Origin of the sequence: Pseudomonas fulva (assembly GCF_023517795.1) — a bacterium.
In the GTDB taxonomy this organism is placed as follows: Bacteria; Pseudomonadota; Gammaproteobacteria; order Pseudomonadales; family Pseudomonadaceae; genus Aquipseudomonas; species Aquipseudomonas fulva_D.
The window spans coordinates 3892557-3916614 of record NZ_CP082928.1 but is presented as its reverse complement, the minus strand read 5'-3'; the positions used below and the strand labels follow the sequence as shown (position 1 = coordinate 3916614).

The 24058-nt window shown below is 62.9% G+C and carries 43 protein-coding genes; 23 read left to right on the top strand and 20 right to left on the bottom strand.

Annotated elements, in window-relative coordinates:
• Positions 1–10 precede the first annotated feature (10 nt).
• The 15 genes from K8U54_RS17970 to K8U54_RS17900 form a co-directional block, all read right to left on the bottom strand.
• The gene (locus tag K8U54_RS17970) at positions 11–484 is read right to left on the bottom strand and encodes a phage terminase small subunit P27 family (RefSeq protein ID WP_249907094.1); all 474 of its coding nucleotides are present in this window, start codon (positions 482–484) and stop codon (positions 11–13) included.
• A 110-nt stretch (positions 485–594) separates the two neighbouring features.
• Positions 595–945 (bottom strand): HNH endonuclease, encoded by a 351-nt coding sequence (locus tag K8U54_RS17965; RefSeq protein WP_249907093.1) that lies wholly within the window; start codon positions 943–945, stop codon positions 595–597.
• Positions 946–999: 54 nt separating this feature from the next.
• Positions 1000–1350, bottom strand: coding sequence for a hypothetical protein (locus K8U54_RS17960; RefSeq protein ID WP_249907092.1), 351 nt, complete (start codon positions 1348–1350; stop codon positions 1000–1002).
• Positions 1347–1679, bottom strand: a complete 333-nt coding sequence (locus K8U54_RS17955) for a hypothetical protein (RefSeq protein WP_249907091.1) — start codon at positions 1677–1679, stop codon at positions 1347–1349. Before K8U54_RS17955 ends, K8U54_RS17960 begins: the two co-directional genes overlap by 4 nt.
• Before the next feature lie 136 nt (positions 1680–1815).
• Complete coding sequence (locus K8U54_RS17950; RefSeq protein ID WP_249907090.1) at positions 1816–2370, bottom strand: hypothetical protein; 555 nt, start codon at positions 2368–2370, stop codon at positions 1816–1818.
• On the bottom strand, positions 2367–2819 hold the full coding sequence (locus tag K8U54_RS17945; protein WP_249907089.1) for a VRR-NUC domain-containing protein: 453 nt from the start codon (positions 2817–2819) through the stop codon (positions 2367–2369). Before K8U54_RS17945 ends, K8U54_RS17950 begins: the two co-directional genes overlap by 4 nt.
• A 2-nt stretch (positions 2820–2821) precedes the next feature.
• A complete protein-coding gene (locus tag K8U54_RS17940; RefSeq protein WP_249907088.1) occupies positions 2822–3115 on the bottom strand; it encodes a hypothetical protein in 294 nt (97 codons plus the stop codon).
• A 242-nt stretch (positions 3116–3357) separates the two neighbouring features.
• Complete coding sequence (locus tag K8U54_RS17935; RefSeq protein ID WP_249907087.1) at positions 3358–4389, bottom strand: tyrosine-type recombinase/integrase; 1032 nt, start codon at positions 4387–4389, stop codon at positions 3358–3360.
• On the bottom strand, positions 4389–4616 hold the full coding sequence (locus K8U54_RS17930; protein WP_249907086.1) for a hypothetical protein: 228 nt from the start codon (positions 4614–4616) through the stop codon (positions 4389–4391). Before K8U54_RS17930 ends, K8U54_RS17935 begins: the two co-directional genes overlap by 1 nt.
• Complete coding sequence (locus K8U54_RS17925) at positions 4616–4822, bottom strand: hypothetical protein (RefSeq protein ID WP_249907085.1); 207 nt, start codon at positions 4820–4822, stop codon at positions 4616–4618. Before K8U54_RS17925 ends, K8U54_RS17930 begins: the two co-directional genes overlap by 1 nt.
• Complete coding sequence (locus K8U54_RS17920; protein ID WP_249907084.1) at positions 4819–5178, bottom strand: hypothetical protein; 360 nt, start codon at positions 5176–5178, stop codon at positions 4819–4821. The genes K8U54_RS17925 and K8U54_RS17920 overlap by 4 nt, the downstream gene beginning before the upstream one ends.
• Complete coding sequence (locus K8U54_RS17915) at positions 5175–5333, bottom strand: hypothetical protein (RefSeq protein ID WP_249907083.1); 159 nt, start codon at positions 5331–5333, stop codon at positions 5175–5177. The genes K8U54_RS17920 and K8U54_RS17915 overlap by 4 nt, the downstream gene beginning before the upstream one ends.
• Positions 5330–6145 carry an ATP-binding protein gene (locus tag K8U54_RS17910; protein ID WP_249907082.1) on the bottom strand — a complete coding sequence of 272 codons (816 nt, stop codon included), beginning with the start codon at positions 6143–6145 and terminating at the stop codon, positions 5330–5332. Before K8U54_RS17910 ends, K8U54_RS17915 begins: the two co-directional genes overlap by 4 nt.
• Positions 6135–6917 (bottom strand): helix-turn-helix domain-containing protein, encoded by a 783-nt coding sequence (locus tag K8U54_RS17905; RefSeq protein ID WP_249907081.1) that lies wholly within the window; start codon positions 6915–6917, stop codon positions 6135–6137. The genes K8U54_RS17910 and K8U54_RS17905 overlap by 11 nt, the downstream gene beginning before the upstream one ends.
• 230 nt (positions 6918–7147) lie before the next feature.
• Positions 7148–7387: a helix-turn-helix domain-containing protein gene (locus K8U54_RS17900; RefSeq protein ID WP_249907080.1), complete on the bottom strand. Its 240-nt coding sequence runs from the start codon at positions 7385–7387 to the stop codon at positions 7148–7150.
• Positions 7388–7466: 79 nt separating this feature from the next.
• Between K8U54_RS17900 and K8U54_RS17895 the strand changes: the two genes are divergently transcribed.
• On the top strand, positions 7467–8237 hold the full coding sequence (locus K8U54_RS17895; protein ID WP_249907079.1) for a S24 family peptidase: 771 nt from the start codon (positions 7467–7469) through the stop codon (positions 8235–8237).
• 3 nt (positions 8238–8240) lie between these two features.
• Here K8U54_RS17895 and K8U54_RS17890 read toward each other — a convergent pair whose 3' ends face one another.
• Together K8U54_RS17890 and K8U54_RS17885 are read right to left on the bottom strand one after the other, a co-directional pair.
• Entirely contained in the window at positions 8241–8741 is a 501-nt protein-coding gene (locus K8U54_RS17890; RefSeq protein ID WP_249907078.1) for a DUF4124 domain-containing protein, read from the bottom strand.
• On the bottom strand, positions 8713–9279 hold the full coding sequence (locus K8U54_RS17885) for a DUF4124 domain-containing protein (RefSeq protein WP_249907077.1): 567 nt from the start codon (positions 9277–9279) through the stop codon (positions 8713–8715). Before K8U54_RS17885 ends, K8U54_RS17890 begins: the two co-directional genes overlap by 29 nt.
• A gap of 258 nt (positions 9280–9537) precedes the next feature.
• On the opposite strand from K8U54_RS17885, the gene K8U54_RS17880 reads away from it, so the two are divergent.
• The 8 genes from K8U54_RS17880 to K8U54_RS17845 all read left to right on the top strand — a co-directional run bounded on the left by K8U54_RS17880 (position 9538) and on the right by K8U54_RS17845 (position 13487).
• Positions 9538–10284, top strand: a complete 747-nt coding sequence (locus K8U54_RS17880) for a hypothetical protein (RefSeq protein ID WP_249907076.1) — start codon at positions 9538–9540, stop codon at positions 10282–10284.
• A 144-nt stretch (positions 10285–10428) separates the two neighbouring features.
• On the top strand, positions 10429–10803 hold the full coding sequence (locus K8U54_RS17875) for a helix-turn-helix transcriptional regulator (protein WP_249907075.1): 375 nt from the start codon (positions 10429–10431) through the stop codon (positions 10801–10803).
• A 15-nt stretch (positions 10804–10818) separates the two neighbouring features.
• Complete coding sequence (locus tag K8U54_RS17870; protein ID WP_249907074.1) at positions 10819–11316, top strand: Lar family restriction alleviation protein; 498 nt, start codon at positions 10819–10821, stop codon at positions 11314–11316.
• Positions 11313–11918, top strand: a complete 606-nt coding sequence (locus K8U54_RS17865) for a 3'-5' exonuclease (protein WP_249907073.1) — start codon at positions 11313–11315, stop codon at positions 11916–11918. The genes K8U54_RS17870 and K8U54_RS17865 overlap by 4 nt, the downstream gene beginning before the upstream one ends.
• Complete coding sequence (locus K8U54_RS17860) at positions 11915–12166, top strand: hypothetical protein (RefSeq protein WP_249907072.1); 252 nt, start codon at positions 11915–11917, stop codon at positions 12164–12166. Before K8U54_RS17865 ends, K8U54_RS17860 begins: the two co-directional genes overlap by 4 nt.
• 2 nt (positions 12167–12168) lie before the next feature.
• Positions 12169–12564, top strand: a complete 396-nt coding sequence (locus tag K8U54_RS17855) for a hypothetical protein (RefSeq protein ID WP_249907071.1) — start codon at positions 12169–12171, stop codon at positions 12562–12564.
• A gap of 3 nt (positions 12565–12567) precedes the next feature.
• Entirely contained in the window at positions 12568–13176 is a 609-nt protein-coding gene (locus K8U54_RS17850; RefSeq protein WP_249907070.1) for a hypothetical protein, read from the top strand.
• A gap of 80 nt (positions 13177–13256) precedes the next feature.
• Entirely contained in the window at positions 13257–13487 is a 231-nt protein-coding gene (locus tag K8U54_RS17845) for a hypothetical protein (RefSeq protein WP_249907069.1), read from the top strand.
• On the opposite strand, the gene K8U54_RS17840 is transcribed toward K8U54_RS17845, so the two are convergent.
• Complete coding sequence (locus K8U54_RS17840; RefSeq protein WP_249907068.1) at positions 13488–13676, bottom strand: hypothetical protein; 189 nt, start codon at positions 13674–13676, stop codon at positions 13488–13490.
• Between the two features lie 113 nt (positions 13677–13789).
• On the opposite strand from K8U54_RS17840, the gene K8U54_RS17835 reads away from it, so the two are divergent.
• The 6 genes from K8U54_RS17835 (at position 13790) to K8U54_RS17815 (ending at position 16291) form a co-directional block, all read left to right on the top strand.
• Positions 13790–14566, top strand: a complete 777-nt coding sequence (locus K8U54_RS17835) for a hypothetical protein (RefSeq protein ID WP_249907067.1) — start codon at positions 13790–13792, stop codon at positions 14564–14566.
• A complete protein-coding gene (locus K8U54_RS17830) occupies positions 14566–14895 on the top strand; it encodes a hypothetical protein (protein ID WP_249907066.1) in 330 nt (109 codons plus the stop codon). The genes K8U54_RS17835 and K8U54_RS17830 overlap by 1 nt, the downstream gene beginning before the upstream one ends.
• On the top strand, positions 14892–15017 hold the full coding sequence (locus tag K8U54_RS25210; RefSeq protein WP_283939378.1) for a hypothetical protein: 126 nt from the start codon (positions 14892–14894) through the stop codon (positions 15015–15017). The genes K8U54_RS17830 and K8U54_RS25210 overlap by 4 nt, the downstream gene beginning before the upstream one ends.
• Before the next feature lie 18 nt (positions 15018–15035).
• On the top strand, positions 15036–15488 hold the full coding sequence (locus K8U54_RS17825; protein WP_249907065.1) for a hypothetical protein: 453 nt from the start codon (positions 15036–15038) through the stop codon (positions 15486–15488).
• Positions 15489–15573: 85 nt separating this feature from the next.
• Complete coding sequence (locus tag K8U54_RS17820) at positions 15574–15858, top strand: Arc family DNA-binding protein (protein WP_249907064.1); 285 nt, start codon at positions 15574–15576, stop codon at positions 15856–15858.
• Positions 15859–15940: 82 nt separating this feature from the next.
• A complete protein-coding gene (locus tag K8U54_RS17815; RefSeq protein WP_249907063.1) occupies positions 15941–16291 on the top strand; it encodes a hypothetical protein in 351 nt (116 codons plus the stop codon).
• A gap of 10 nt (positions 16292–16301) precedes the next feature.
• Here K8U54_RS17815 and K8U54_RS17810 read toward each other — a convergent pair whose 3' ends face one another.
• Positions 16302–16535: a hypothetical protein gene (locus tag K8U54_RS17810; RefSeq protein WP_249907062.1), complete on the bottom strand. Its 234-nt coding sequence runs from the start codon at positions 16533–16535 to the stop codon at positions 16302–16304.
• A gap of 181 nt (positions 16536–16716) precedes the next feature.
• Between K8U54_RS17810 and K8U54_RS17805 the strand changes: the two genes are divergently transcribed.
• The 8 genes from K8U54_RS17805 (at position 16717) to fdxA (ending at position 23135) form a co-directional block, all read left to right on the top strand.
• Positions 16717–17199 carry a hypothetical protein gene (locus K8U54_RS17805; protein ID WP_249907061.1) on the top strand — a complete coding sequence of 161 codons (483 nt, stop codon included), beginning with the start codon at positions 16717–16719 and terminating at the stop codon, positions 17197–17199.
• Positions 17196–17555, top strand: coding sequence for a hypothetical protein (locus K8U54_RS17800; protein WP_249907060.1), 360 nt, complete (start codon positions 17196–17198; stop codon positions 17553–17555). The genes K8U54_RS17805 and K8U54_RS17800 overlap by 4 nt, the downstream gene beginning before the upstream one ends.
• Before the next feature lie 146 nt (positions 17556–17701).
• Positions 17702–18097, top strand: coding sequence for a DUF1937 family protein (locus K8U54_RS17795; RefSeq protein WP_249907059.1), 396 nt, complete (start codon positions 17702–17704; stop codon positions 18095–18097).
• A gap of 9 nt (positions 18098–18106) precedes the next feature.
• The gene (locus K8U54_RS17790) at positions 18107–18820 is read left to right on the top strand and encodes a hypothetical protein (protein WP_249907058.1); all 714 of its coding nucleotides are present in this window, start codon (positions 18107–18109) and stop codon (positions 18818–18820) included.
• Between the two features lie 34 nt (positions 18821–18854).
• Complete coding sequence (locus K8U54_RS17785; RefSeq protein ID WP_249907057.1) at positions 18855–19058, top strand: DUF4224 domain-containing protein; 204 nt, start codon at positions 18855–18857, stop codon at positions 19056–19058.
• A 16-nt stretch (positions 19059–19074) separates the two neighbouring features.
• Positions 19075–20058 (top strand): tyrosine-type recombinase/integrase, encoded by a 984-nt coding sequence (locus K8U54_RS17780; protein ID WP_249907056.1) that lies wholly within the window; start codon positions 19075–19077, stop codon positions 20056–20058.
• 11 nt (positions 20059–20069) lie between these two features.
• Positions 20070–22670, top strand: a complete 2601-nt coding sequence (mutS, locus tag K8U54_RS17775) for a DNA mismatch repair protein MutS (protein ID WP_249907055.1) — start codon at positions 20070–20072, stop codon at positions 22668–22670.
• Between the two features lie 141 nt (positions 22671–22811).
• On the top strand, positions 22812–23135 hold the full coding sequence (gene fdxA / locus K8U54_RS17770; protein ID WP_070885600.1) for a ferredoxin FdxA: 324 nt from the start codon (positions 22812–22814) through the stop codon (positions 23133–23135).
• Positions 23136–23647: 512 nt separating this feature from the next.
• Here fdxA and K8U54_RS17765 read toward each other — a convergent pair.
• Positions 23648–24004 (bottom strand): PilZ domain-containing protein, encoded by a 357-nt coding sequence (locus tag K8U54_RS17765; protein ID WP_249907054.1) that lies wholly within the window; start codon positions 24002–24004, stop codon positions 23648–23650.
• Between the last annotated feature and the right edge of the window lie 54 nt (positions 24005–24058).

The following is a 24058-nucleotide window of genomic DNA, read 5'->3' as shown; positions in this document are numbered from 1 at the left end:
GAGCCTGCGGTCAGACGAGATCTGCGAATGGGTTTGCGGCTTTCGCCTTCTTGCCGCCGATCAGGCGGGAACGGCTCGATGGATCGAGGCCCAGCATCGCGCCGAAGGTGACCATCTGGGACATGGCTTCTTTGGCAGCGGTGAGTGCCGGATTCTTTATGGGGCTGCCCATCGCCGACTCAACAATCGGCCCGTGCTGAACCACCAGCTCCTGAGCGGAGCGCCAGTTGGCGTAGGCAGTACAGAACGCTTCGACGTTATGCAGATCGGTGATGCACACGATGTGCTGCGCGAGCAGTTCCGGCACGACTGTCTGCCACATCTGGATGGCCAACGGCTGCATCCACTCGGGCGGGTCAACGTGCGTTATCTCGGCGAACTTGGGTTCAGCTCTATTGAGCGCCCGCTTACCAGGATTTCCCGCCAGAGCCTTCTTGGCCGTGGGTTTCGGGCGCCGGCCGGATCGCCCTGCAACACCAGGCATGGGCCGAACTCCTGAATTTCATTTTTCGCGGGTGTGAAAATTTGGCTCCCCCCGTCGTTCGGGCGGTCTGCAGGTCCAGACTTTTGACCCACCCCCACCCCTCTGGGCGATCAGCCCGCTGCTCGGCTCGCGCCTTCACGCACCAGACCAACACGCTCGCCGATTCTGTTGTGGCATGGCCGGCACAGTGCTCGCAGGTTGTCCCAGTCCGTTGCAAGCTCTGGGTGAGTCTTCACGGGCTTGATGTGGTCGGTGATGTCGCTTGCGGCGTTGTCACAGTGCTCACACACCGGATGCTTCTTGCGGTAGTAGGCGCTCAGCTTCTTCCAGCGCTCTGTCTTATAGAACGCGTCCGACTCATCACGGCGCTCGTTGTAGCGCTTGTGCACCGTGCGCCTGGCTGCCTGCTGCTTCTCGGCGGCCAACGGCGCGTGCCGCCCGCAGTAGTAGTCGCCGCGCACTAACGTGCTGCAGCCTGGCCAGGCGCAGGGCTTAAGGGGGCGGACTGGCATATCTCAGCGCTCCGCTGAAGGCTGCGAAGCTTCAGCAGCCTTCTCTACGGCCTGCTCGGCCTTCACGGCGGCCCGCTCAGCGGTCTTGGCAGCACGTTCAACCTTAGGGCCAAGCTGATCGGTCAACAGCTTGTTGTCCGCCAGGAGCTCTCGGATACGCTTCACCCGATCAGCATCCTGCCGCTCGTGCGACTCGATCACAGTCTTCAGCGTCTTCTCGTTGCTATAGGCCTGGAACTGGCCACCAGCCATGAAGCAGCTGATACCGATCACCACCAGCAGCAACCAGCTGCCGTGGTGGTCCCACAGGCGCCGGCCTTTACCCATCCGGCGCTTCAGTTCTTCGTCACTCATGATTGGTCACTCCGCTGCAGCTGCTGCCGCAGGGCCTCGATCTCTCTGGTGAGGTAACTGATCTTCAGCTCCATCTGGGCATTGGCTGCTTTGATGTCGCTGAACTCCCGGATCAGGGCGTAGATTTGCTGGTTGGCTTGCTCGAGCTGAGACTCAGCTTCCTTTCGAAGGGCCCGCTCTTCGGCGAGTGCATTAATCAGCCTGTCGTTCTCCCGGCTCTCCCCTCGGCGCTCGGCCCAGGCTTTCGGGAAGTAGACGACGGCAGTTACCAAGGCCATGGCGGCCCACCCAAGCCAGCCCGAAATAGTTGTGGGCAAGGCTTCGAACATGGGCTTGTCCCGGTCTGGGTGCAGAAACGAAAAAGCCCCGCTCAATGGCGGGGCTTCTGTGTGACGATCCTTCATACGTAAGATCGGCAGGATGTGAAAAATAGTGATGGAGCGCTGGCGTTGTGTCAACAGATAATTATGCGGCCTGCTGGTGCAGCACACCCTCGGCCAGCAGGATCTCTTCGGCAGCCTTCAGAGCCTCGCCAACCATCTCCTCCAGCACCTTGTGGATGTTGCGGCGCCACTCGCGCCGGGTCGACTCCGGGCGGCCGTCTAGGTCCCAGGTGTTCATATCGTAGAACTCGGCCGGCAGCACGATGATGTCGGCAGAGCGTTTGCCCTCTACCCCTCGCAACTTCGGGATGGCCCACACCGTCACCGCCTTGGCCTTGAACAGCTGCTTGGACGGTGACGCCACCATCGGCACCAATGCGCTGATCGCCTGCACCTTCCGCGCCTTGTGCGTGCTGAACTTCGCCACCAGCGCGTTCCAGTGCCTGGGGATCAGCTGGCTGTGCAGCCGGGCGAACACCCAGCAGTCAGCCTGCATGCGATCCGAGCCGGATACACCCGACCCAACCCGCACCGTGTCCAGGTCGATCAGCTTCTGCCAGGCCTGCTTACTGGTGTTGTCGATGCACTCGGCCGCCAGGGCCGATACCACTGCACTCTGCACGCTCGGATAAATCATCGCCCTTCCCCCACTTGAACCACCGCCACAGTCGGCGCGCTCGCCAGATACGCGTCGATCACCTTGATTGCCTCATCCATCCCGCGGCACACCACCGCCTTATAGCCCTGCTGCGCCACGTCATGTAGGAAGTCCCGCTGTGACTGGCTGACCACGGCGCTATGCGGCGCCGAAGCCTTGAACTCGATGTACAGGCCGAAGAACCCACCGCGCGCCATGGGCAGCACGATGTCGCTGACGCCAGCCTTCACGCCCTGGGCCTTCAGCTTCGCGGCCACCGCCTTCACCCTGTGCCCGCCATTGGGCACGTGGTATGCCATCCCGGCGGCGACCGGGTGGCGCACTCGCAGCCAGTTGAACAGCGCGGCTTGCTCCATGCCCTCATAGTCCACCGCCGGGCGGCGTGTACTCGGCTTGGCCAGCCGCCAGCTCTTGATCGCTTCAGCCATGCTCAATCCCCCGAGTAATGCGTGCCGCCTGGGCCGCGTGTGTTGGCTTGCTGGTAACGTTCGGCATCGCCGGCGATGGCCTGGCGCGCTGGCCGTGGTGCTCGGCGCTCGGCGGCGGTCAGCTCCTGGCGCAGGTAGGCGATCGCCTGCTCCGGTGTCATAGCCTCGCCGCCGGCCAGCACCACGCCGGCGCCGTTGCAGGCCACACAGCCGTTTAGGTGGTAGATGCCTCGGTACACGCCGGAGCCCTGGCAGATCTCGCAGCGTTGGTACTGGTGGGTGGCGGTCAGGCGCATGTCTGAGTCTCCGCAGCAGCCCAGCAACTGCCTTCCTCAACGCTGAAGGTGACGTTCATCGTCGGACTGACAGCCATGAGATGACGTCGGCAGTTACCGATGCGCCCGTGAGAGCTGTAGTGCGCGCAATCACCACACACCCGCTGGTCTACATCGAAGCGCTTTTCACCGCAGGTGGTGCACCACGAGCCCTTCTCGCCTTCCCGGCCCTGGGTCAAGAAACACCGATCACAGGCCATTTTTCACCCTCCCCACGTAGAAATACCGGAAACGGCGCTATCGCCCGCCGCTTCTGGCTTGCAGTCATTTTTAAGAAGTGCAGGAACGGCCACTTTTTGGCCGTGTGCATCGGCAAAGCCGCACTCGTCGAGGCGGGCATGCCAGCGTTCCAGTGCCTCGCGGCGGCGGTCCATGGCGTCGCGGGTCAGGTAGGTCTCGGTGGTCACGCCCAGGGCGTGGTTGATCAGCAGCTCACCAACCATGTGATCGACGCCAATGTCCGCCAGGCTGGATCGCATCAGCTTGCGCAGGTCGTGACTGGTCCACTGGCGGCCGCTTACCTCACGCATCAGCGCGTGGCCGCTGGTCAGCGCCATGCCAGCACCACCGCGCACCGGGAACAGCCAGGCCGTCTTCAGGCGAGCATCCGGCAGCGCGGCGCGGTACCGGCGCAACAGGCCCAGCACCTGGGTGGTCAGCGGCAGCACATGCTCGCGGCGGCTCTTCGTGTTCGCCTCCGGGATGACCCACACCCGCTCATCCAGCGACACATGGCCCCAGCGCGCCGCCAGCGTCTCGGCGATGCGAGTGCCGTGGGCCAGCATCATCAGCGGCAACATGCCCTTTGCCGGGTCGGCGTTGAACACGCTCACCAGGTGCTGAACCAGCTCGGCCAGGTCGACCCTCGACAGCGCCGCCGGCTTCGGCCGCAGCTTGCCCTTGTAGAAGTCCCGAAAGGTCGTGCCGGCCAGCGGGTTGCTGTCCATGCGCTTCTGGGTCTCGGCCATGGCGAACGCCTGGCGCAGGCCCTGCAGCGCCTTCTGCACCGTGCGCGGCGCCAGCTCCTGGTGCATCGGGAACACCAGCTGGTCGTCCAGCGTCACCCGGTCCACCTTGCGCAGCGCCACCTTACCCACGCGCGGCAGCACGTGCTTGCGCATCAGGCAGGCCATGCTCGCCCGGTACTTCTCGCTGCGCGTGCGATCGCCCTCGATGCGCGACAGCCACCACTCGACCACGTCGCCAAGGGTGCGGAAGCCTGGTTTCTTTGCCATCAGCTGGCCTCCTGCTCGGCGCGCATAGCGCGGATCTGCGCCTGCAGCGCGTGGATCTGGCCAATCAAGGCCTTGGCCATCTCGATGTCGTCGCCGAACATGTACACCACGGTGTCGCGAAACCTGTCAGGACTTCCGTCACGCCATGGGCGCACTTGCCTGCTACCCTCTAAATCCTGGCAAGCCTCAGCAAGCGCCAGCAGATCTTCGATCGTTGGGCTGGTCATCAGCGCACCGCCCTGGCGGCACGATCCGCCTCGATGGCATCGGTTGCGCCGAAGGCGGTTAGGCAGTACACGAACGGCACGCCCTCGCCCGGGCGGATCACCGCAACGCGGGCATGCTGGTAGCGGCAGCTGAACAGCACGTAGCCGTCAGGCGTGCGGTAGCAGTGCTGGCGGTTTGGGACGATGCGGATGCGCAGGAGGCTCACGGGCGGATTTCCGTCTTACCGCGAAGCATCCAGAATGCAATCCTTTCGCGAAAGGTCATGTGCCGGGCTTTGCCGAGCGCGTTCCTTATCAGCACGCCATCACTGGTATTGCTCACGCGGACAGACTCACTGTCTAGTGCGTGCTGCGCATCTTTGAGGGTGCGCTTAGCTGACTCTTCATGCTCACCACCGCTGTAACTCAAGCAGCTCGCTACGGCCTGGCACTTGCTGGCCAATGAGGACAAATACTCGTGGTGGCGCGCAGGGCAGCTGTCCGCATGACGATCTGGATTCCAGTTGCAATCGCAATTCAATTGAGCCACCTCAACACCTCCAATAAGTTCGAAAAAATTCATCGCCTAGCCCCCATCGCCCGCTTCAACCCACCGTCCTGCAGCACCAGCCGGTAATCGTTCCCGCGCTGCACCCTGATCACCCGCTTACCCATCTGCTCCACCCGAAAGCCCACCAGCAGCAACTGCTGCAGGGCCTGGGCCTGCGCGCCGGTCATGCCACACCCCGGCGGGCGCTCTGCCACTTGAACGGCACCATGCGGCCGCCACCCTCGCGCAGGCGGTCCACGCAGCGGTCACCGATGGCGCGGTGCAGGCCGTCCAGTTCCAGGTTGGAAATCACCACCGTCGGCTTCTGCTGCTCGTACCGGCCGTTGATCACCGTGAACAGCGTGGCCAGCTCGAACTCCGTCGCCTTCGTCGCGCCGGCCTCGTCGATCACCAGCAGGTGCGGCGCCACCAGCGCCTGGAAGGCCTCGGCCTCGCTGTACGTGGCGGCGTGGTCGTAACTGCCCTTCACGTACTGCAGAATCCCCGTAACCGTGCGGTACACGCCCAGCATCCCGTGGCGCGTCACCACCTCGTGCAGGATGGCGTTCGCCAGGTGCGTCTTGCCCGTGCCCACCGTGCCCAGCAGCAGCAGGCAGCGCCCGGCCTCGTAGTTCTGCGGAAAGTCTCGCGCATACGCCTCGCAGATGCGCAGCGCCTGCTGCTGCTCAGGCGTCTCCGCGCGGTACGCATCGAACCGTTTGCCCTGGAAGCGCTTGGGGATCATCGCCTCGCCCAGCCGGCGCTCCATCCGCTCACGCACCGCCCGGGCCCTCTGCTCGCCCTGCTCCGCTTCGTCGGCCACACGGCGCGCCTCCTCGGCACACACCGGGCAACCGCTCGGAACCGACGACTTGCTGCTGGTGATCGAGGCGTACGCCCCGTGGCCAGGTTTGTCACAGCGCGCCAGCTCCTTCGCCACCACGCCCAGGGTACGCTCGAGCGGCGCGATATCGAGGTTCACAGGTTTGTCAGAACGCACGGCTGCCGTCCTCCAGCTGGCGAGTGCCAGCGGTGTAGTCGAGATCATCGAAATTGGTGTGCTTGCTGGCCGGGTGCTGGTGCACGCTCGCACTGGTCACCTTGTCCGGGAACAGGCCCTGCCAGCCGCCGGCGATCGAGCGGCGAATCACCTCGTCAGGGTTCGGGTGGCCAGCCAGCTGCTCAGCCTGGGCCGTGCAGGTGGTTTCCTTAAGCGGCTTACCCTGCTCCTTGCGGCAGGCCACCCACTGCGCCCACACCGCTGGCGTCACGTTCGCCGGGCAGGCCTTCAGCGGGTCGAACTTCGCCGGTTTGGGCTTCGGCGCATTAGGGGGTAAGGGGGTATTGCTTTTAACTCTTCTCTTCTCTTCTCTAGGTAACGCATCTGCTAACGGCTGGGTAACGCTCGCAGCGTTACCTTTGCCGTTACCTTTCTTGTGGCTGGCCACACGCAGAGCCGTGAGCGAGCGATTCTTGGCGGTCTTGCCGTTGTGGCGGTCGAAATTCGGGATGCTGATCACCCCTTCCGCCTCGATCAGCCAACCGACCGAAACCATGTGATCGCAGAAGCCGCTAACGCCAACCAAACGATCCAGTAACTTTTTGGTAACGCTCGGAGCGTTACCCAGTTCGGTCTGCTGATCGAACCAACCCCAAACGCGCAGCAGCTTGCCCACCACCGCATCCAGGTCGATGTTTGCCAGGTCGGCGATCTGGCACACCTCGGGCTTGTCGAGCGTCGCCAGCTCGAACTTGATCCAGTCACCGGCCATGGCTAACACCACGCGCCACGAAACACGCCACACCAAAACGTGGCGCGCCACGTCCTGAGTTGCGGTTGAAAGGGGAAATGCCCATAATCAGGCCTCTTGATGTTGCGTTACATGGAGCCCGGTCTAGCCACCGGGCTTTTTATTGCCCGCGATTCGGGCACTGGATAAAAACCCATCCCCCTCACCCGCCTGCCGTACCGGCCAACGCCTGGGTAGGATGTGCAGCGTGATCAGGCGGCCCGCGGCTTAGGCCTGGCGTTATCGCGCAACCACTCCACCGCGAAGCCCTCGCCACGCTGCTCAGCCGCATGCGCCAGCACCTGGGCGTAGTTCGTCTCACCGGTGTAATCGGTGCGCGGCAAGCACTCATTGGCAAGCCACTTATCAACCGCCTGCCGGCTGATGCCGCAGGCTTTCGCAGCACTCACTGGGCCGCCGGCAGCCGTAACCGCATCAGCAATGGCACTCATAACAACGCCCTCAATATCAACTTGCGGTTGATCTTAACATCAAATGACTGTTTATCAACTGACGTGTCACCATCAACCTATGGTTGATATCGAAAACATCCGCGAACAGTTCGCCGCGCGCCTCAATGAGGCCCTGAATGACCACCCCGACTTAACGCGGGAGTCGCACGGGCGAAACATCGACTTGAAGAAGGGTCTCGAAGGGGTCGGGCTCGTAACTACCACCCAAGCCACTAGCAAATGGCTGCGCGGTGAGTCGATGCCCAAGAAAGACAACATGCTGACGCTCGCAAAATGGCTAGGCGTGCGGGCTGAATGGCTCGAGTACGGCGTGCTGCCCAAGCGCCAGCAAGAAGCATGGGTCCTGCGCGAGCAGCAGCACACCTACGGATCAGCCACGCCAATGGATAGCAATATCCAGGGCGAGCGCATCGAGGTCAGGACAAGGAGCGTCCCAGTGGTCGGCAAGGCAATGCTTGGGGTGGAGGGTTACTTCGAGGCGCTCGACTACCCGACCGGCCATGGTGAGGGCGTTCTGAATGTCACCAGCCGTGACGAAAACGCTTATGGCTTGCGGGTGGTCGGGCACAGCATGGCGCCGCGCATCAAGCATAACGAGTTCGTACTGATCGAGCCGAATCACGCCTTCGGCCCGGGCGACGAGGTGCTGGTTAAGACTGTGGCGGGCCAATCCATGATCAAGGCGTATGCCTATCTCAAGGATGGCCAGTATCGCTTTGAAAGCATCAATGCCGAGTACGCGCCGGTTATCCTCGACGAGCACCAGGTGGAATCGATCCAGTACGTTGGCGCGATAGTCAAAGGCTCGATGTTTCAGATGAGTGAATGACGCCTACCCGCCATAACTGCCTTCCATCTGCCATACACAGCGGTCAATGAAATACACGTAGGCCACGCTCGAGCGCCAGCGGTACACCCATTGGATGGGGTCAGCCGAGCCATTCACCCGCGTCGGCGGCCCCCACGAACGCTGTACATCACTCATCGTCATCCCGGGCTCAACGCCCCTGCCAACAACAATGCTACGCAGGGCGGTGCTGCTGTAGCTCTTGCAGTAGGTTGGTGGCCGATAGGCCGGAAGCGATGGCGCCTCTGCGGCCCTGCGCTGCTCCTCTTGTTTCCAGATGCGCTGCTGCTCCTTGGATACGCCCAGTGTGCCGCCGATCTTATTGGGCTTGATCTCGACCTTGTCGGCCTCGTTACCGAGCGTGCCGCCACACGGCACCTTCGAGAAAGACACGCGGCCCGCTGCATCGGTGCATTTGTAAACGTCCGCCTCAGCGCCTGAGCAAAGCAGTGCCAGGCTAATAGCCGCCAAACTTGCGATACGCATCCTCGTACCTCCTTTTGGTCTCGGCTCTCGCGGCTTTTGCCGCCTCAACTTCCTCGTGTGCTTCGCGGGCGCGCTGCGCTTGCCACGCCATGCGCCGGCCCAACTCCTGCTGCGCTGGGTCGTTCGAGCGCATGAGCTCCCGCGCCTCGCGCTCTATTTCCGGCAGTTCGACGTAAATGAACTTGCGGGCTTCATCGTCATTGGCGGGCTCCACTGCGCGGGAAGAAGCGGCAGGCGCCAGCGGCGCAATTTCGATCCTCTGCCCGCTAGATCCGGCGCAAGGCTGATCCGTAAACGTCACACGGCCACTGGAATCGGGGCACTTGTAAACATCACCGAACGCAGAAGCCGCAGGCAGCGCCAGCAGCACGAACATCCATTTCATTGGGAGCCCTCCTTGTGAAGGCACAAGGCTATAGGGCTGCACCGTCACAATCAAAAACATCAACTGATAGTTGACATATCTCAACCTGTAGTTGATATTTGAGCCATCGAAGCAGCACACCGCCTCGAACCGCTCTTTAACAACCAGCGCCATGAACAGCTAGCCGGGCAACCGGCGAGGCAGCCCCGGCCATCACCTGTGGGGCGACAGAAAGTCAGGTGAGCAACACACCGCAGCGCGCACCAGCGACCGGCGTACTGCAGCAGAGCCAACAGAGGGGCCGAGCTGCAAACGAGGTGCTGACCCAACCGTGCGAATGACCTGGGCGCGCAGCGGCGCAAGACAGATTTCACTCGATGCCCTTGGCGACAGGGGCATCTGGGAAATCAACCGAACAGCAAGGAGCGGGACATGAGCAAGCAGACACTGGAACAGCTACTGGTCGAGCGCGTAACGGCCTTCGCAGAGAGCGGCAAACCGGCAGAAATCATCGACGAGCACGTTCAGGTGATGTTCACCAAGGTCATCGATAACTGCTTTGGTCGTTACGGCGATATGGGCAAGCAGGTCGAGGAGGCCATCAAGGCCGCACTGCCGGCCAACCTGGGTTCGGTGTTTGAACTGACCCGCTACAACGCCATGATCGCCAAGGCGCTGCAGGATCGCTGGGAAAACAGCGGCGTTGAAGCGGACATGGTGCGCCGCGCTCAGGAATCGATCGACGAGGTGCTGAAGAAGGATCAGATGCCTGAATTCATCAGCCTCAACGACCTGATGGAAGCGTTTATCGAAGAGCACAAAGAGAGCGCTGCTGAGAATCACTGGGAAGCGCCGGATATCCGCTTCCAAAATTCGGACTACGGCGGCCTTCACATTTACTTCGACAAGCAGCCAGATGAAGGCAGCTTCCGTGGCCGTAGCGAGTACAGCCTGGATAACGCCATACACATCTCCTTCGACCGCCGGGAACCAGAGCGCGACGAGCGCGGCAACAAGATCGGCTCTGTTTACGCAGCTCGGCTTGATGGCGACAAGATCGGCCAGGTCATCAAGTTCCGCTCGAAGTTCGACAAGCTCGTTGCAGCCCTCTACTACGGCGCCAGCAAGATCGTCGTCGACTGCGACGATGACGATTTCAGCTACGGCATCTACGACTGATCCAACCCGCGAAACGCGCGGCCCAAATGGCCGCGCTATCCACACCGCAACCGCATCGGCCAGCCCCCAGGCCTGCGCTATTCACGCAGGGTTTGGTCACCCGCGCCTGGTGGCTGGGCCAATGCGGTTACCCAAGGAAGAACCATGGAAAACACCATCACCGTACCCGGCTGGCGTGGCCGGCTGAATGCGGGGCTGCCGCTGCGCCAGCTGCAGGCGCTGCTCGGCGTCGCGCAGGACAAGCCCTTCAAGCAGATTGCCCGCGATATGGGCATCAGCGAATGCGCCGTCAGCAAGCGCCTCGACGACGCCCGCCTCAAGCTCGGCAACCAGCGCACCGCCCACGGCGCCGTGCTCGAGGCCTGGAAGCGCGGAATCATCGCCCCGCTCGCCCTCGCCCTGCTGCTGGGCACCGGCCACCTCCCCCAACCCCCAATCGTCCGCCGCCCCACCGCGCCGCGCACCGTCTACCAGGTGCGCATCGCCCGCAAGGCCGAAGACCTGCCGTTCGCGGCGTGAAGCAAGGAGATCGTCATGAGTGATCAACAAATCCTGCCGTGCCCGTTCTGCGGCAAAAGCGATGCTCTCGTTGAGCGCCTTGATAACAGTTCGTCGGTGGTCATTTGCCAGGGCATGGTGGACGAGCATTCGGCATGCATGGCGCGCGGCCCGGTTGGCATCCAGGAAGATGACGGCGAGGAACAGCCAGGCTATGCCGTTGCTGTTCGTGAGTGGAATGAACGCGCATCTGTACAGCCTGCGGGGGCGGCCGCTCCGGAAGGGTGCCGTCAGCGGCTGGCAGCTGAAGGCAAGCCATATCCAAGATCGTCATGCTCCGTATGCGGTCAGCTATCTCCGAAGTGGCGCGAGTGTAATGCGCTGCTCGCAGCCGCTGCTGATAAATACCTGATCGGGGAACTGACATTCGAGAAAGTGTTTAAGCCTTCAGGGCTGACCAATCTGAGCGATTTGCAGGCAGTTTTTGACTCAGTAGAAGCTGCTCTGAGCGCACAGCAGGGAGAACAATCATGACCCTAACCCCCATCGCCCAAGCCATCGAATCCCTCCACCCCCTCCTGCGCGCAACCCACTACGTGCTCGACCTCGAAACCCTCGGCAAAGGCCCCAATGCCGCTATCGCCACCATCGGCTGCGTGCGCATCGAGAACGGCGTCATCGGTGACGGCCTCTACATCCGCGTCGACGTAGACAGCGCCATCGCCTTCGGCGGCGAAACCGACGCCGGCACCATCGAGTGGTGGCTGAAGCAGAGCGAAGAAGCGCGGCGCGAGATCTACCACGAAGGCGACCGCCTGGTCATCAGCAGCGCACTGCTACGCCTGTCGGAATTCATCGACAGGCCCGACGCGATCTACGGCAAACGCTACGTGTGGGGCAACGGCGCCACCTTCGACAACGTCATCGCCAGCACCGCCTACCAGCGCGCCCACATCCCGCGCCCCTGGCCGGACAAGACCGACCGCGACCTGCGCACCATCACCGACCTATACCCCGAGGCCGCGCATAGCGTCCAGTTCGTGGGCCTCAAACACCACGCCCTCGACGACGCCATGCACGAAGCCCGCATCCTCATCGCCGCACTCAACCTGCACATCGCCAGGAGCCCAGCATGAACGCACTCCAGCGCGCCCGCGCCAGCCTCGACGCCATCCCCGCCCTCCTGCGCCGCAGCGCCGAGGCCCGCAAGCAAACCCAGCAGCGCGTCGCCATCAAACCGCGCGCCACCCAACTGTTCATCAAGGGTGCCATGGTGCAAATCCTCGACGCCGACACCGGCCGCTGCCTCGGCTTCCGCCAGAGCTACCTTGAAGCCGAGCAACTGGCCAAGCACCTCGAAAGCGGCCACCCCCTGGAGGCCTGACCATGATCGACGCACCCAGCCTCCAGCCCCGCACCGACAAAAGCGCCGAGCTCGCTGCCCTCATGGCCGAATACGAGCGCCAGCACGGCCCCGTGCCAACCCTGCCCATCGTCACCGCCGGCAACAAACAGCTGCCCTTCGTCATCACCAGCCCCGGCAAGCCCAAGGCCAAACCCAGCCGCGCCCTGCGCCAGCTCGACCACAAGCGCCACACGGCCGACACCGCCAAAAAGCGCAAAGCCGCCGAGCGCCTGGCCACCCTCCAGCGCATGGCACCCAACGGCGCCAGCATCAAAGAGATGTGCGAAGCCACCGGCCTCAGCGCCAAAACCGTGATGGACCGCCTGCGCGACCACCGCATCCGGCGCGGGCCGAAGATGAATCTCAACGAGGTGTGAACCATGACCACTCAAGAGCCTGCACGCATCGACTACGACTCCCCGCAAGCCGCCAAGCTGACCAGCGTCGAAGGCTGGCTGTCAGCCGATGGAACCTTCTGGCCATTATCCCGCGCCGACGCCGAGCACATGGCACGCTACTGCGGCTGCACTCACATGCCCTGCAAGACCTGCGGCACCATCATGAAGCGCAACAGTTGGTGCCAGCCTTGCGAGAAGAAAAAGCACGACGAGCGATGGGCGGCACTACCGCGTGAAGCATGGGACGGTAACAGTTACGTGACCGACTTCGATGGCGACCGCTATTTCCGCGATCTGGATGAGCTTCTAGATGCGGTGAGCGACGGCGAATACAGCATCGACGTGCTACGCCTACAGCACTGCGAGCCGAATTACCCCAGCCAGCTCGACCCTAACGATTACTTCGTTGATGACCTTCCCGAAGATGGCGAGGTGCCGGATGAGCTGATCGCTGCATTCGAGGTGCTCAACCAGGCGATCAAGAAATCGGCGCCGCTCTCCTGGAGCCCGGCCAAGCGAGCGGTCGAGCTTTCCGCTGAACAGCTCAGCTCGCTGCAGCAGGCCCAGGCCGAAGCGCAGCAGGAGGCCTAATGCCCCAACCCCAAAAAGCCCGAAGCGCCAAGGCCGCCCAAAAGCGCAAAGAGTGGGACGAGAAATAGCTGCGCCACCGAGTGCGACCCGGCATCCACGCCAAACTCGCCGAGCTGATGGCCTGGCACGGCATCACCGAACAGGCCGACGCCGTGCAACGCCTCATCCTCAACGCCCACGCCCTAGGCCCTGAAGGTTCGTCCGCCGCGCTCGCCCTGCCGCGCCACGAAATCCAGATATCGGAAAACGTGGCGAGGCGTTTTATCGAAGAGAGCGAGCGGGAGCTGCGGCGGGATCCGGGGGATGGCTGATCAGCTATCCCACACGGCCTCATTTGGGAGCGCTGCCACTACAACCTCACAACTTTCATCTGCGCAAACAATCAGCGCGATGGATTTGTCCGCGTTGTGCAGATAGCGGTCGTGAACTGCCGCGAAGTTAATGCCTCCACACTTCGGGCACTTGGGCTTGTACTCATCGTTAGCCTTGGTAGTTGCCATCTCATCTCTCCGTGATCCGGCACCATGCCGGTCACCTGTAATAGCCCACCCAACACCACTTCGCCAGTACGCCGCATCCAGCCATGGAGGCCGGCGCCTGCTAGGAAATCGCCATGAACAAACCCAGGATCGTCTGCCAGTTCTCATGTGGCGCCGCCTCGGCGGTCGCGACCAAACTCGCCCTGGCTCAGTATTCGGCCACCCATGAAGTGGTGATCATCAACAGCTTCATCGTTGAAGAGGACGAAGACAATCGCCGCTTTCTCGAGGACTGCGAGACGTGGTTCGGGCAGAAGGTAATCGTGCTTCGCGACGAGAAGTACGGCGCATCGGTTCGCGAGGTCTGGCGCAGGAAGCGCTACATAAAAGGCATGCGCGGCGCGCCGTGCAGCAAGGCGCTGAAGCGTGATGTGCTTGACGCATGGCGCCGGCCTGACGACGTGATCGTGCTTGGTTACACGGCGGACGAACGTGACCGGTACGACAACTTCATAGACCGCAACAACATCGACCTCATAGCGCCATTGGTTGACGCTGGCCTGACCAAGGACGACTGCTTCGCCATCGTTCAGCGCGCCGGGATCGAACTGCCGCGCATGTACGCCTTGGGCTTCCCAAACGCGAACTGCAAGGGCTGCTGCAAAGGCGGCCTGGGGTACTGGAATCACATGCGCAAGGTTCTGCCTGAAGATTTCAACGAGTGCGCGTCGATCGAGGCGGACATCGGCCCTTCTGCCTACATCTTCCGAGACCGGGCTACCGGTGAGCGAATCGCCCTGACCGAAATCCCACCAGACGGTGGACGCCTGCAGGACGAGCCGTCGATGTCGTGCTCGTTTTTCTGCGAGATCGCCGAGGCGGACATCAAGCTCCACGAGGTAAACCACTGATGAATACGACTGTCGCTGATACGCACTGGGTGCGCATCTACCTTTCCGGCCCAATCGAAGTCGCCAAGCAGATCATCCGCCAGGAATGCCTGCGCGAAGGTCTATGCGTCACCATCGAGGCAACCAACTTCATTTACACCGGCGGCGAAGAGCTCGGCTATGTGGTCGGCCTGATCAACTACCCGCGCTTCCCAAGCCAACCCGAGGCGATAACCGCACGTGCGCGCCAGCTCATGCACCTGCTGCTCGACGGCACGCATCAGCACTCGGCGCTGATGATGACGCCGCACGAAACAGAATGGATCACGCACCGCGTGACCACCCCATGAAAGCCTGCTGGTTCGTATGCCTGCCCTGCGGCAAGCGCTTCCCCATGGTCGGCTCCAAATGCGACCACGACGAAGCGCTGGCCTACGCCCTAGGCATCTGGCCCCACTGCTGGGTGGAGTAGCCGCCCGATGGAGTCACCATGAAACGCAAGCCGAACAACCCCCGCGCCCGGGTCGAGCGCGCCATGCGCAGCCTGCTGCGCGTGCACCGGGCCTGCATCGTCGACGCCAGCGTGCCCGAGGTGCAGCTCATGCTGCACTACAAGACCTGCCGCAAGATCACTACGCAGCCCGTGGCCGATGCCCTCTGCGACATCGCCCACCACTGGACGGTGTACATGTCCGCAATCTGTCAGGACGGCGGCCGGCAGTGGGCCAAGTCGGTCGAGTACGAGCTCGACGGCATCCACATCATCACCCGGCTGCCCGACCTGTTCGAACAGCCCATCGCCGACCTCATCGCCGGCTGCAACCCCAAGCACGTAATCGGCCACGCCTGGATAGCCATTCCCGACAGCGTGTCCCTCGACGAAGAACAGGCCCACCGCATCTACCAGGCCGTGGGCGCCTGGCGCCAGCAGGCGGCGGCGTAACCGCGAACTGTGATACCGCTCAGCGCCTGGCCTGAACGAATGCCACAGAATGTGTCAGTAAGCTATCACCCTAAGGAAAGCCACCATGTCGAACCCCGGATTCAACTCACGCACCGCCGACAAATTCGTCGTCCGCCTGCCCGACGGCATGCGCAAAGCCATCGAAGACCTGGCCGGCGACAACCACAGCAGCATGAACACCGAAATCATCCGCGCCATCGAGGCCCACCTCGAAGGCCAGGCCCGCCAGTCGCTGCTGCTCGACGCCCTGCAGGCCCAGGTGAACGCCGGCAAGCCGCCTGCGCGCGAGCAGCCACGGCAGCAGGCCGAGGTCAACTACCTAGACGGCCTCAAGACCGGCACCCGCTGAGCTCCAGACGAACAGCCCTCGACGCCCCGCCAGAGCCGAACCTAGAATACTGTTCATCCATACAGTTATTCACGGTTCGGCCATGCAATACGAAGTGATCCCCCTCTTCGAGCGCGGCAAGCGCAAACCCAAGAAGGCGTTCAGCAGCGCACCGCGCATCAGCGCGTGCGTGCAGATGAACAAATCGCTGCAAACGCCCCTGGGCCGCCAGGCCACCGTCGCCCACGCCTACACCGGGCCAGGCGTATCCGAACTGCCAGAGCTCTACGACGCCCACGTCGACAGCATCGCCGTGCTCGCCTTCACCATCGAGGGCGTCGAGTTCGTAGATGGCCAGATGTACCAGCAGGCCTGGCACTGCCGCCTGCCGGAACACAAGATCCAGGTGCCGTGGAGCCTCTGCCCCCGCGGCCCGCTGGACGAGCTGCTGTAACCGGCGCCCGTCAGGCCGCCAGCACAATCAGCAGGTTGGTCGGCGTCAGCCGCGGGATCAGCTGCCGCACCTCGCCCGGGGTGTCGGCCTTGAAAAACACCAGATAACCGCTCCCGTCCTCATAGGACCGGGCATGCGTCACCCACGCCTCGATCACGTCGAGGGCGACGCTCGTATCGCGGGCGATTTTCTGGAAAGTGATGGGTTCGTTGATAACAGCGAATGCAGAAGCGGCGCTAGCCATAGCGAGTTCCTTCTCGTGAGTGGTCCTGCCCCAAGCGTAGCCAGCTCCCCGCCGGCTGCCGCCCGAAGTTTTACCAAATTGCTACAGACCCACCGGCCCACCCTGCCAGACGCGCCAGCAGGCCTGCAGCCCACCCAGTATCCCACACCAACCATGGCCGCCAGCGCGGCGAGGTGAACCTATGCCCGCACCACACCTGAACCAACTAGCCCAGCTTATCGGTAACGACAGCCACGCCGCCACCTTCCAGAGCTTGGGGCAGTATCGCTCGGCACTGCTGAAGGAGATTGTCTCGATCCAGCACGAGCAGCCTGCGGGCGTGGCGGTGCCGGATGGGTGGAAGCTGGTGCCGGTTGAGCCTGCACCTGCAATTCTCAATGCAATTGATCTTCTATGTGATGATCACAGTGCCTTCAATGACTCGGACGCTTTCTGGCGTTACCTGCTCGCCGCCGCCCCGCACCCTGTAAGCGGTGAGCAGAATCCTGAACGATGGTTCGCCGCTTGCGGTGATCACAGGGATACGCTGATAGCGATCCATGGCGAGCGATCAGGCCACATTGCCAGCGGCATCCCTGAAAGTCAGGCGCATGATCTGATCAAGGCGCATAACGCCGGCGTTCCTGAGTCTGCCCACCGCCGCCAGCACGGAGAGCAGCCGTGACCGAAGCCATGATTGCCCGCATGTGCCATCTCGACGCGGGCTATGCAGCATCGATGGCGGACCATTACAAGATGCATGACGATCAGCGCCGCAAGATCATGGCTGAAGTCGCGATGCTGGTGAGCCCAAGAAAGCTGGCCAGCATAAATCAGTTCATCGACTACGACGGCGGTCCCGTTTATGACTTCGAGCTGACAGACACGCACGCCGGTGAACGGCAGGATGAGCCTGGCACCGCCTTCCGCTACATCTACATCGACCAGCGCAGCGGCGGCAGCCCTTCCGGCGACGATTACTGCGGCGAGATCTGGATACCTCTGCCGAAAGGCAAGTACCTGAAGTACAGCTATTCCTGAGGTTCCTGGATGACCCGCCCCACCTACTGCCGAGGCACCGGCCTCAAAGTGGCCGAGTGCCCCTGCCTGCGCTGCACCCCACCAGCCAAGCCCTGACCCAACGCCAACAACCAGAATGCCGGCCGCGCCGGCGGTGAGGATTCGTCATGACCAAGCACCTGATCTACATCGCCGGCCCGTACCGCGGGCCGGACCGGGTAGCCATTACCAGCAACATCGCCAACGCCCGGGCCGTCGCCGTCCAGGCCGCCGCACAAGGCTGGTTCCCCGTGTGCCCGCACCTCAACACCGCCCACATGGAAGAACAGCTCGACCACCCCGACGATTTCTGGCTGACCGGCACCATGCTGCTGATGGAGAAATGCGCCGCCGTCGTCCTGGTGCCCGGCTGGCAGAACAGCACCGGCACCCTCGCCGAAGTCGCCCGCGCCAAACAGCTCGGCATCCCCGTCTTCACAAACCACAAATTCCTGCCCGAAGCCGGCGAGTTTCGCGGGCCAGCCACCCACACCACCCAGCCCGCCCTGGCTGCCCAAGCCTGAGGAGTCGCTATGTCAGCAATCAAGGAAAGACCCATCCTGTTCAGCGGCCCCATGGTCCGCGCCATCCTCGACGGCCGGAAGACGGTGAAGCGCCGTGCGATGAAGGTGCAGCCGCACGACGGCGCCAGCGTTACCGTCGAGCGGTTCAACACAACGGTCACTGACCGCCAAGGCAATCAGGACGCCGGCCCGGAAGTATTCGGTGCCTGGTGGAGTGACGGCGAATGCAGCTTGACCTGCCCGTATGGTCAACCAGGCGACCGGCTGTGGGTGCGTGAGACTTGGTCTGTCGAGATGCTGGCGGGGTATTCCGAAGAGGGCGGCTACAGCAGCGAGTACGAGTTGCGCTATCGGGCTGATGACAGCGAGCGTGAGATCAGCGTGGCGGCGGGCGAGCCAGACCCATGGATCAATCTGTACGACTCCCAACGTGGCGAATGGAGGCCGAGCATCCACATGCCTCGCGCCGCATGCCGCATCCTTCTCGAAGTTACCGACGTGCGCGTCGAGCGCCTACAGGACATAACCGGCGACCAGGCCGAAGCCGAGGGCGGTGATTCGGCCATGTGCAGGCAGTTCCTCGAAACATCGCCCAGCCGGCACGAATGCAAGGAGGCCGTAATCCACGGTTTCGCCGGGCTATGGGCGTCCATCAACGGCGATGACTCGTGGCACGCCAACCCCTGGGTCTGGCTCGTCGAGTTCAAACGCATCGAACAATAACCCCACTCCGGCCACGGCCGGGATCGAGGTCGCTATGTTTCTATCGCAAGATGAAGTGGCCGAGCTGACCGGCTACGCCCGCCCTTCCGCCCAGATAAAATGGCTGAAGGAACAGGGGTTCGGTTACGTCGTCGGCGGGGATGGTGTGCCCAAGGTGCTGCGCGAGGTCGTACTATCGCGCCTCAGCGTATCGGGCAACAAACAGAAGAGAGAGCCGCGCCTGCGGTTGACGGGCTAGAAGGGAGGGAGCAGCCATGCGGCCGCGAAAGAAGGATCGGCACCTGCCGGCCTGCATGTACCAGAAGCACGGTGCCTACTACCTGGTGAAGAAGGGCAAGTGGATCCGCCTGGACACCGACTACCAGGCGGCCCTGCTGGCCTACGCCAAGCACATGATGGCGCCAGCTCAGGGCGGCATGGCCAAGCTGATCGACGATGTGCTCGAGCATCACTGCCGGAACCTGGCAGCCAACAGTGTGGCTCAGTACGAGATCGCGGGCGCAAGGCTCAAAGACATCCTGGCCGAATTCGAGCCGCGCGACGTGATGCCCAAGCACGTCGCGGCCATCAAGGTGAACCTGGCCAGCACGCCGAACATGTGCAACCGCATCCTTTCGTTTCTGCGCATCGTGTTCCAGTACGCGCTGGAGTGGCAGCTGGTCGACAGCAACCCGTGCGCCGGGATCCGGCGGCACGCCGAGAAGAAGCGCGACCGCTATGTCACCGATGAAGAGTTCCACGCCCTGATGGCCCAGTGCTCAGAGTACATGCGGATAATCTTCGAGCTCGCCTACCTAACCGGCCAGCGCATCAGCGACGTGCTCGCCATCCGCCTGGCAGACATTTCCGCCGAGGGCATCGAATTCACGCAGAAGAAGACCGGCGCCAAGCTGATCGTCATGATGACGCCAGACATCCAGGCGGTAATAGACCGAGCAAAGGCCCTGCCTCGCAAGGTTCGAGGACTCACCCTGTTCTGCACCCGCGGTGGCGGCAAGCCGGTATCATATGCCACCGTTAAAGACGCATTCGCCAGGGCTCGGGAGCAGGCCAATATCGCCAACGTGACCATCCACGATCTGCGTGCCAAATCGCTCACCGACGCGGATGGTGAAGGAAAGGACGCCCAGAAGCTGGGTGGCCACACCGACCGTCGCATGACCCAGCGCTATATCCGGGGCCGGAAACACGCCGTCGCGCACGCCCCGAACATGCCAAAGAATTCAGACGAGTTTTAGACAAAAAGCCCATGTCCAATAGACAGACCGCCGCAAAGCCCAGCAATAGCGAGATTTCCAGCCACACCCCGATGATGCAGCAGTACTGGAGACTGAAGAATCAGCACCCGGATCAGCTGATGTTCTATCGCATGGGCGACTTCTACGAGATCTTCTACGAGGACGCCAAGAAGGCCGCCAAGCTGCTGGACATCACCCTGACCGCCCGCGGACAGTCGGCAGGCCAGTCGATTCCGATGTGCGGCATTCCGTTTCACTCCGTCGAAGGCTACCTGGCCAAGCTGGTCAAGCTCGGCGAATCGGTGGTGATCTGCGAGCAGATCGGCGACCCGGCCACCAGCAAGGGCCCGGTGGAGCGCCAGGTGGTGCGCATCATCACCCCCGGCACCATCAGCGACGAAGCCCTGCTCGACGAGCACCGCGACAACCTGCTGGCCGCCGTGCTGGGTGACGAACGCCTGTTCGGCCTCGCCGTGCTGGACATCACCAGCGGCCGCTTCAGCGTGCTGGAAATAAAAGGCTGGGAAAACCTGCTGGCCGAGCTCGAGCGGCTCAACCCGGCCGAACTGCTGATTCCCGATGACTGGCCCCAGGGGCTGCCGGCCGAGAAGCGCCGCGGCTCGCGTCGTCGCGCGCCCTGGGACTTCGAGCGCGATACCGCGCAGAAGAGCCTGTGCCAGCAATTCGGCACCCAGGACCTCAAGGGCTTTGGCTGCGAAACCCTGACCCTGGCCATCGGCGCCGCCGGCTGCCTGCTGGCCTATGCCAAGGAAACCCAGCGCACCGCCCTGCCCCACCTGCGCAGCCTGCGCCATGAACGCATCGACGACACGGTGATCCTCGATGGCGCCAGCCGCCGCAACCTGGAGCTGGACGTCAACCTCGCCGGTGGTCGCGACAACACCCTGCAATCGGTGGTCGACCGCTGCCAGACCGCCATGGGCAGCCGCCTGCTCGGCCGCTGGCTGAACCGCCCGCTGCGCGACCGTGCGGTGCTCGAAGCGCGCCAGGAGTCGATCGCCTGCCTGCTGGACCGCTACCGGTTCGAGACCCTGCAGCCGCAACTCAAGGAAATCGGCGACCTGGAGCGCATCCTCGCCCGTATCGGCCTGCGCAATGCGCGCCCACGGGATCTGGCCCGCCTGCGTGACGCACTCGGCGCCCTGCCGGAGCTGCAGCAGGCCATGGCACAGCTCGAATGCACGCACCTGGTGTCACTGGCCACGACGATCAGCACCTACCCGGAGCTGGCCGAACTGCTGTCGCGGGCGATCATCGACAACCCGCCGGCGGTGATTCGCGATGGCGGCGTGCTGAAGACCGGTTACGACGCCGAACTCGACGAGCTGCAGTCGCTGAGCGAGAACGCCGGCCAGTACCTGATGGACCTGGAAGCCCGCGAGAAGGCCCGCACCGGCCTGGCCAACCTCAAGGTCGGCTACAACCGCGTGCACGGTTACTTCATCGAGCTGCCGAGCAAGCAGGCCGAGTCGGCGCCGGCCGACTACATCCGTCGGCAGACCCTCAAGGGCGCCGAGCGCTTCATCACCCCCGAGCTCAAGGAGTTCGAAGACAAGGCGCTGTCGGCCAAGAGCCGCGCGCTGGCCCGGGAAAAGCAGCTCTACGAAGCGTTGCTGGAGCAGCTGATCGGCCACCTCGGCCCGCTGCAGGACAGCGCCGCGGCGCTGGCCGAACTGGACGTGCTGAGCAACCTGGCCGAACGCGCCCTGAACCTGGACCTCAACCGCCCGCGTTTCGTCGACGAGCCGTGCATGCTGATCGAGCAAGGCCGCCATCCGGTGGTCGAGCAGGTGCTGACCACGCCGTTCGTCGCCAACGATCTGAAGCTCGACGATGCCACGCGGATGCTGATCATCACCGGCCCGAACATGGGCGGTAAGTCGACCTACATGCGCCAGACCGCCTTGATCGTGCTGCTCGCCCATATCGGCAGCTTCGTGCCGGCGGCGCGCTGCGAGCTGTCGATGGTCGATCGCATCTTCACCCGTATCGGCTCCAGCGACGACCTGGCCGGTGGCCGCTCGACCTTCATGGTGGAGATGAGCGAGACCGCCAACATCCTGCACAACGCCAGCGACCGCAGCCTGGTGCTGATGGACGAAGTGGGCCGTGGTACCAGTACCTTCGACGGCCTGTCCCTGGCCTGGGCCGCTGCCGAACAGCTGGCCAGCCTGCGTGCCTACACGCTGTTCGCCACCCATTACTTCGAGCTGACCGTACTGCCGGAAAGCCAGCCGGCGGTGGCCAACGTGCACCTCAACGCCACCGAGCACAACGAGCGCATCGTCTTCCTGCACCACGTGCTGCCCGGCCCGGCGAGCCAGAGCTACGGTCTGGCAGTGGCGCAACTGGCCGGCGTGCCGGCCCCGGTGATCCTGCGTGCCCGCGAGCATCTGGCGCGCCTGGAAACCACCAGCCTGCCCCATGACCTGCCGCCCCAGGGCGCCGGGAAATCCGCCGCACCGATGCAGAGCGATCTGTTCGCCAGCCTGCCGCACCCGGTATTGGAGGAGCTGCAGCTGGTCGATCCGGATGACCTTAGCCCGCGCAAGGCACTCGAACTGTTATATGCATGGAAGGCGCGGGTCTAACGCCAGCGCCAACTAGCTGATAGAATCCCGCGCGCTCCGGGAGCGCTGCGGCCTTTAGCCTGGCCCGCAAGCCCATTCCAGAGCCTGAGAGCGGCCTATTGAGAAACCGCTCGCTGCCGTAGCCCGAGGAGAAAACTAGAAATGACCTTCGTCGTCACCGACAACTGCATCAAGTGCAAGTACACCGACTGCGTGGAAGTCTGTCCGGTGGACTGCTTCTACGAGGGCCCGAACTTCCTGGTGATCCACCCGGATGAATGCATCGACTGCGCGCTCTGCGAGCCCGAGTGCCCGGCGCAGGCCATCTTCTCCGAAGACGAGATACCCGATGGCATGCAGGAGTACATCGAGCTCAACGCCGAACTGGCGGAAGTCTGGCCGAACATCACCGAGCGCAAAGACGCCCTGCCCGATGCCGAAGAGTGGGATGGTGTGAAAGACAAGCTGCAGCACCTCGAGCGCTGAGCGAGGCGGCACCGGCCGCGAGCGAAGATGCCGCTACCCGAGAGGGAGCGGCATTTTTCATGGGCGCCTGATTGAAGTGGCTAGGGCGTGCGATCACCAGGCAGCGCCGCCGAAACTTTTCTGCGGGCAAAAAAAAGGGGCGGTTTTACCCGCCCACTCTTTTGTCCCTATTCCCTGAAACTCCCAACTCATCATCCTGATGAATCGCGTCCCGCGATGTCCTGGTCATTGTCCCTGACGACCTGCGCTTGTCCCTAAGCACGGTTCAGATATTAACGCCCCATGGATTTATCACAACGCCCTGCCAGCCGATAAGGATGGCGCATCCGCTCGGCGCGCAAAATAAATAATCCTTTAATTTCAACAGGTTGAATCTCATAAAATCACAAGCGTCGGCTTTCCAGCGCCAAACCGACACCTCGGCTTACAGCGCTTGTAAGTAATGACTTACACGGACAGGGAGAAAACATGCGGAACCCGCGCGGCGGCGCGGGATCACGCCTGGCAGGCCGTCATACCGAAGCGGCAAGCGGGTGGAAACTGAAGTAATAGCGCAGCGCTTCGACCATCTCGAGATAATCCTCGGGTGGCGTTTCCAGGGCGAAGCCGGAATCGAAGCTGCCGGGCGTGACATCTTCCTGGCACCACAGGCAGGTGGCGGTGAAGTCGATATAGCGAAAGCCGTCGCAACCGGGAATCTTCAAGCGCAGGTCGAAGCAGCCGCCCACCAGTACCGGCAACTGGCTGATCAGCATCAGGCCGTCCGCCGACACGTTGCCCAGGTGACCGATCGGTTTGTCGGTAAAGGCATTGAAGACGTTCAGGTAGTACGGCAACTGATGCCGCTCGATATGGCGATTGGCGTTCATGATGGCAGAAGGCTATGAGTATCGGTCGAGTATGCCGCCTACCCGGCCAGCTGA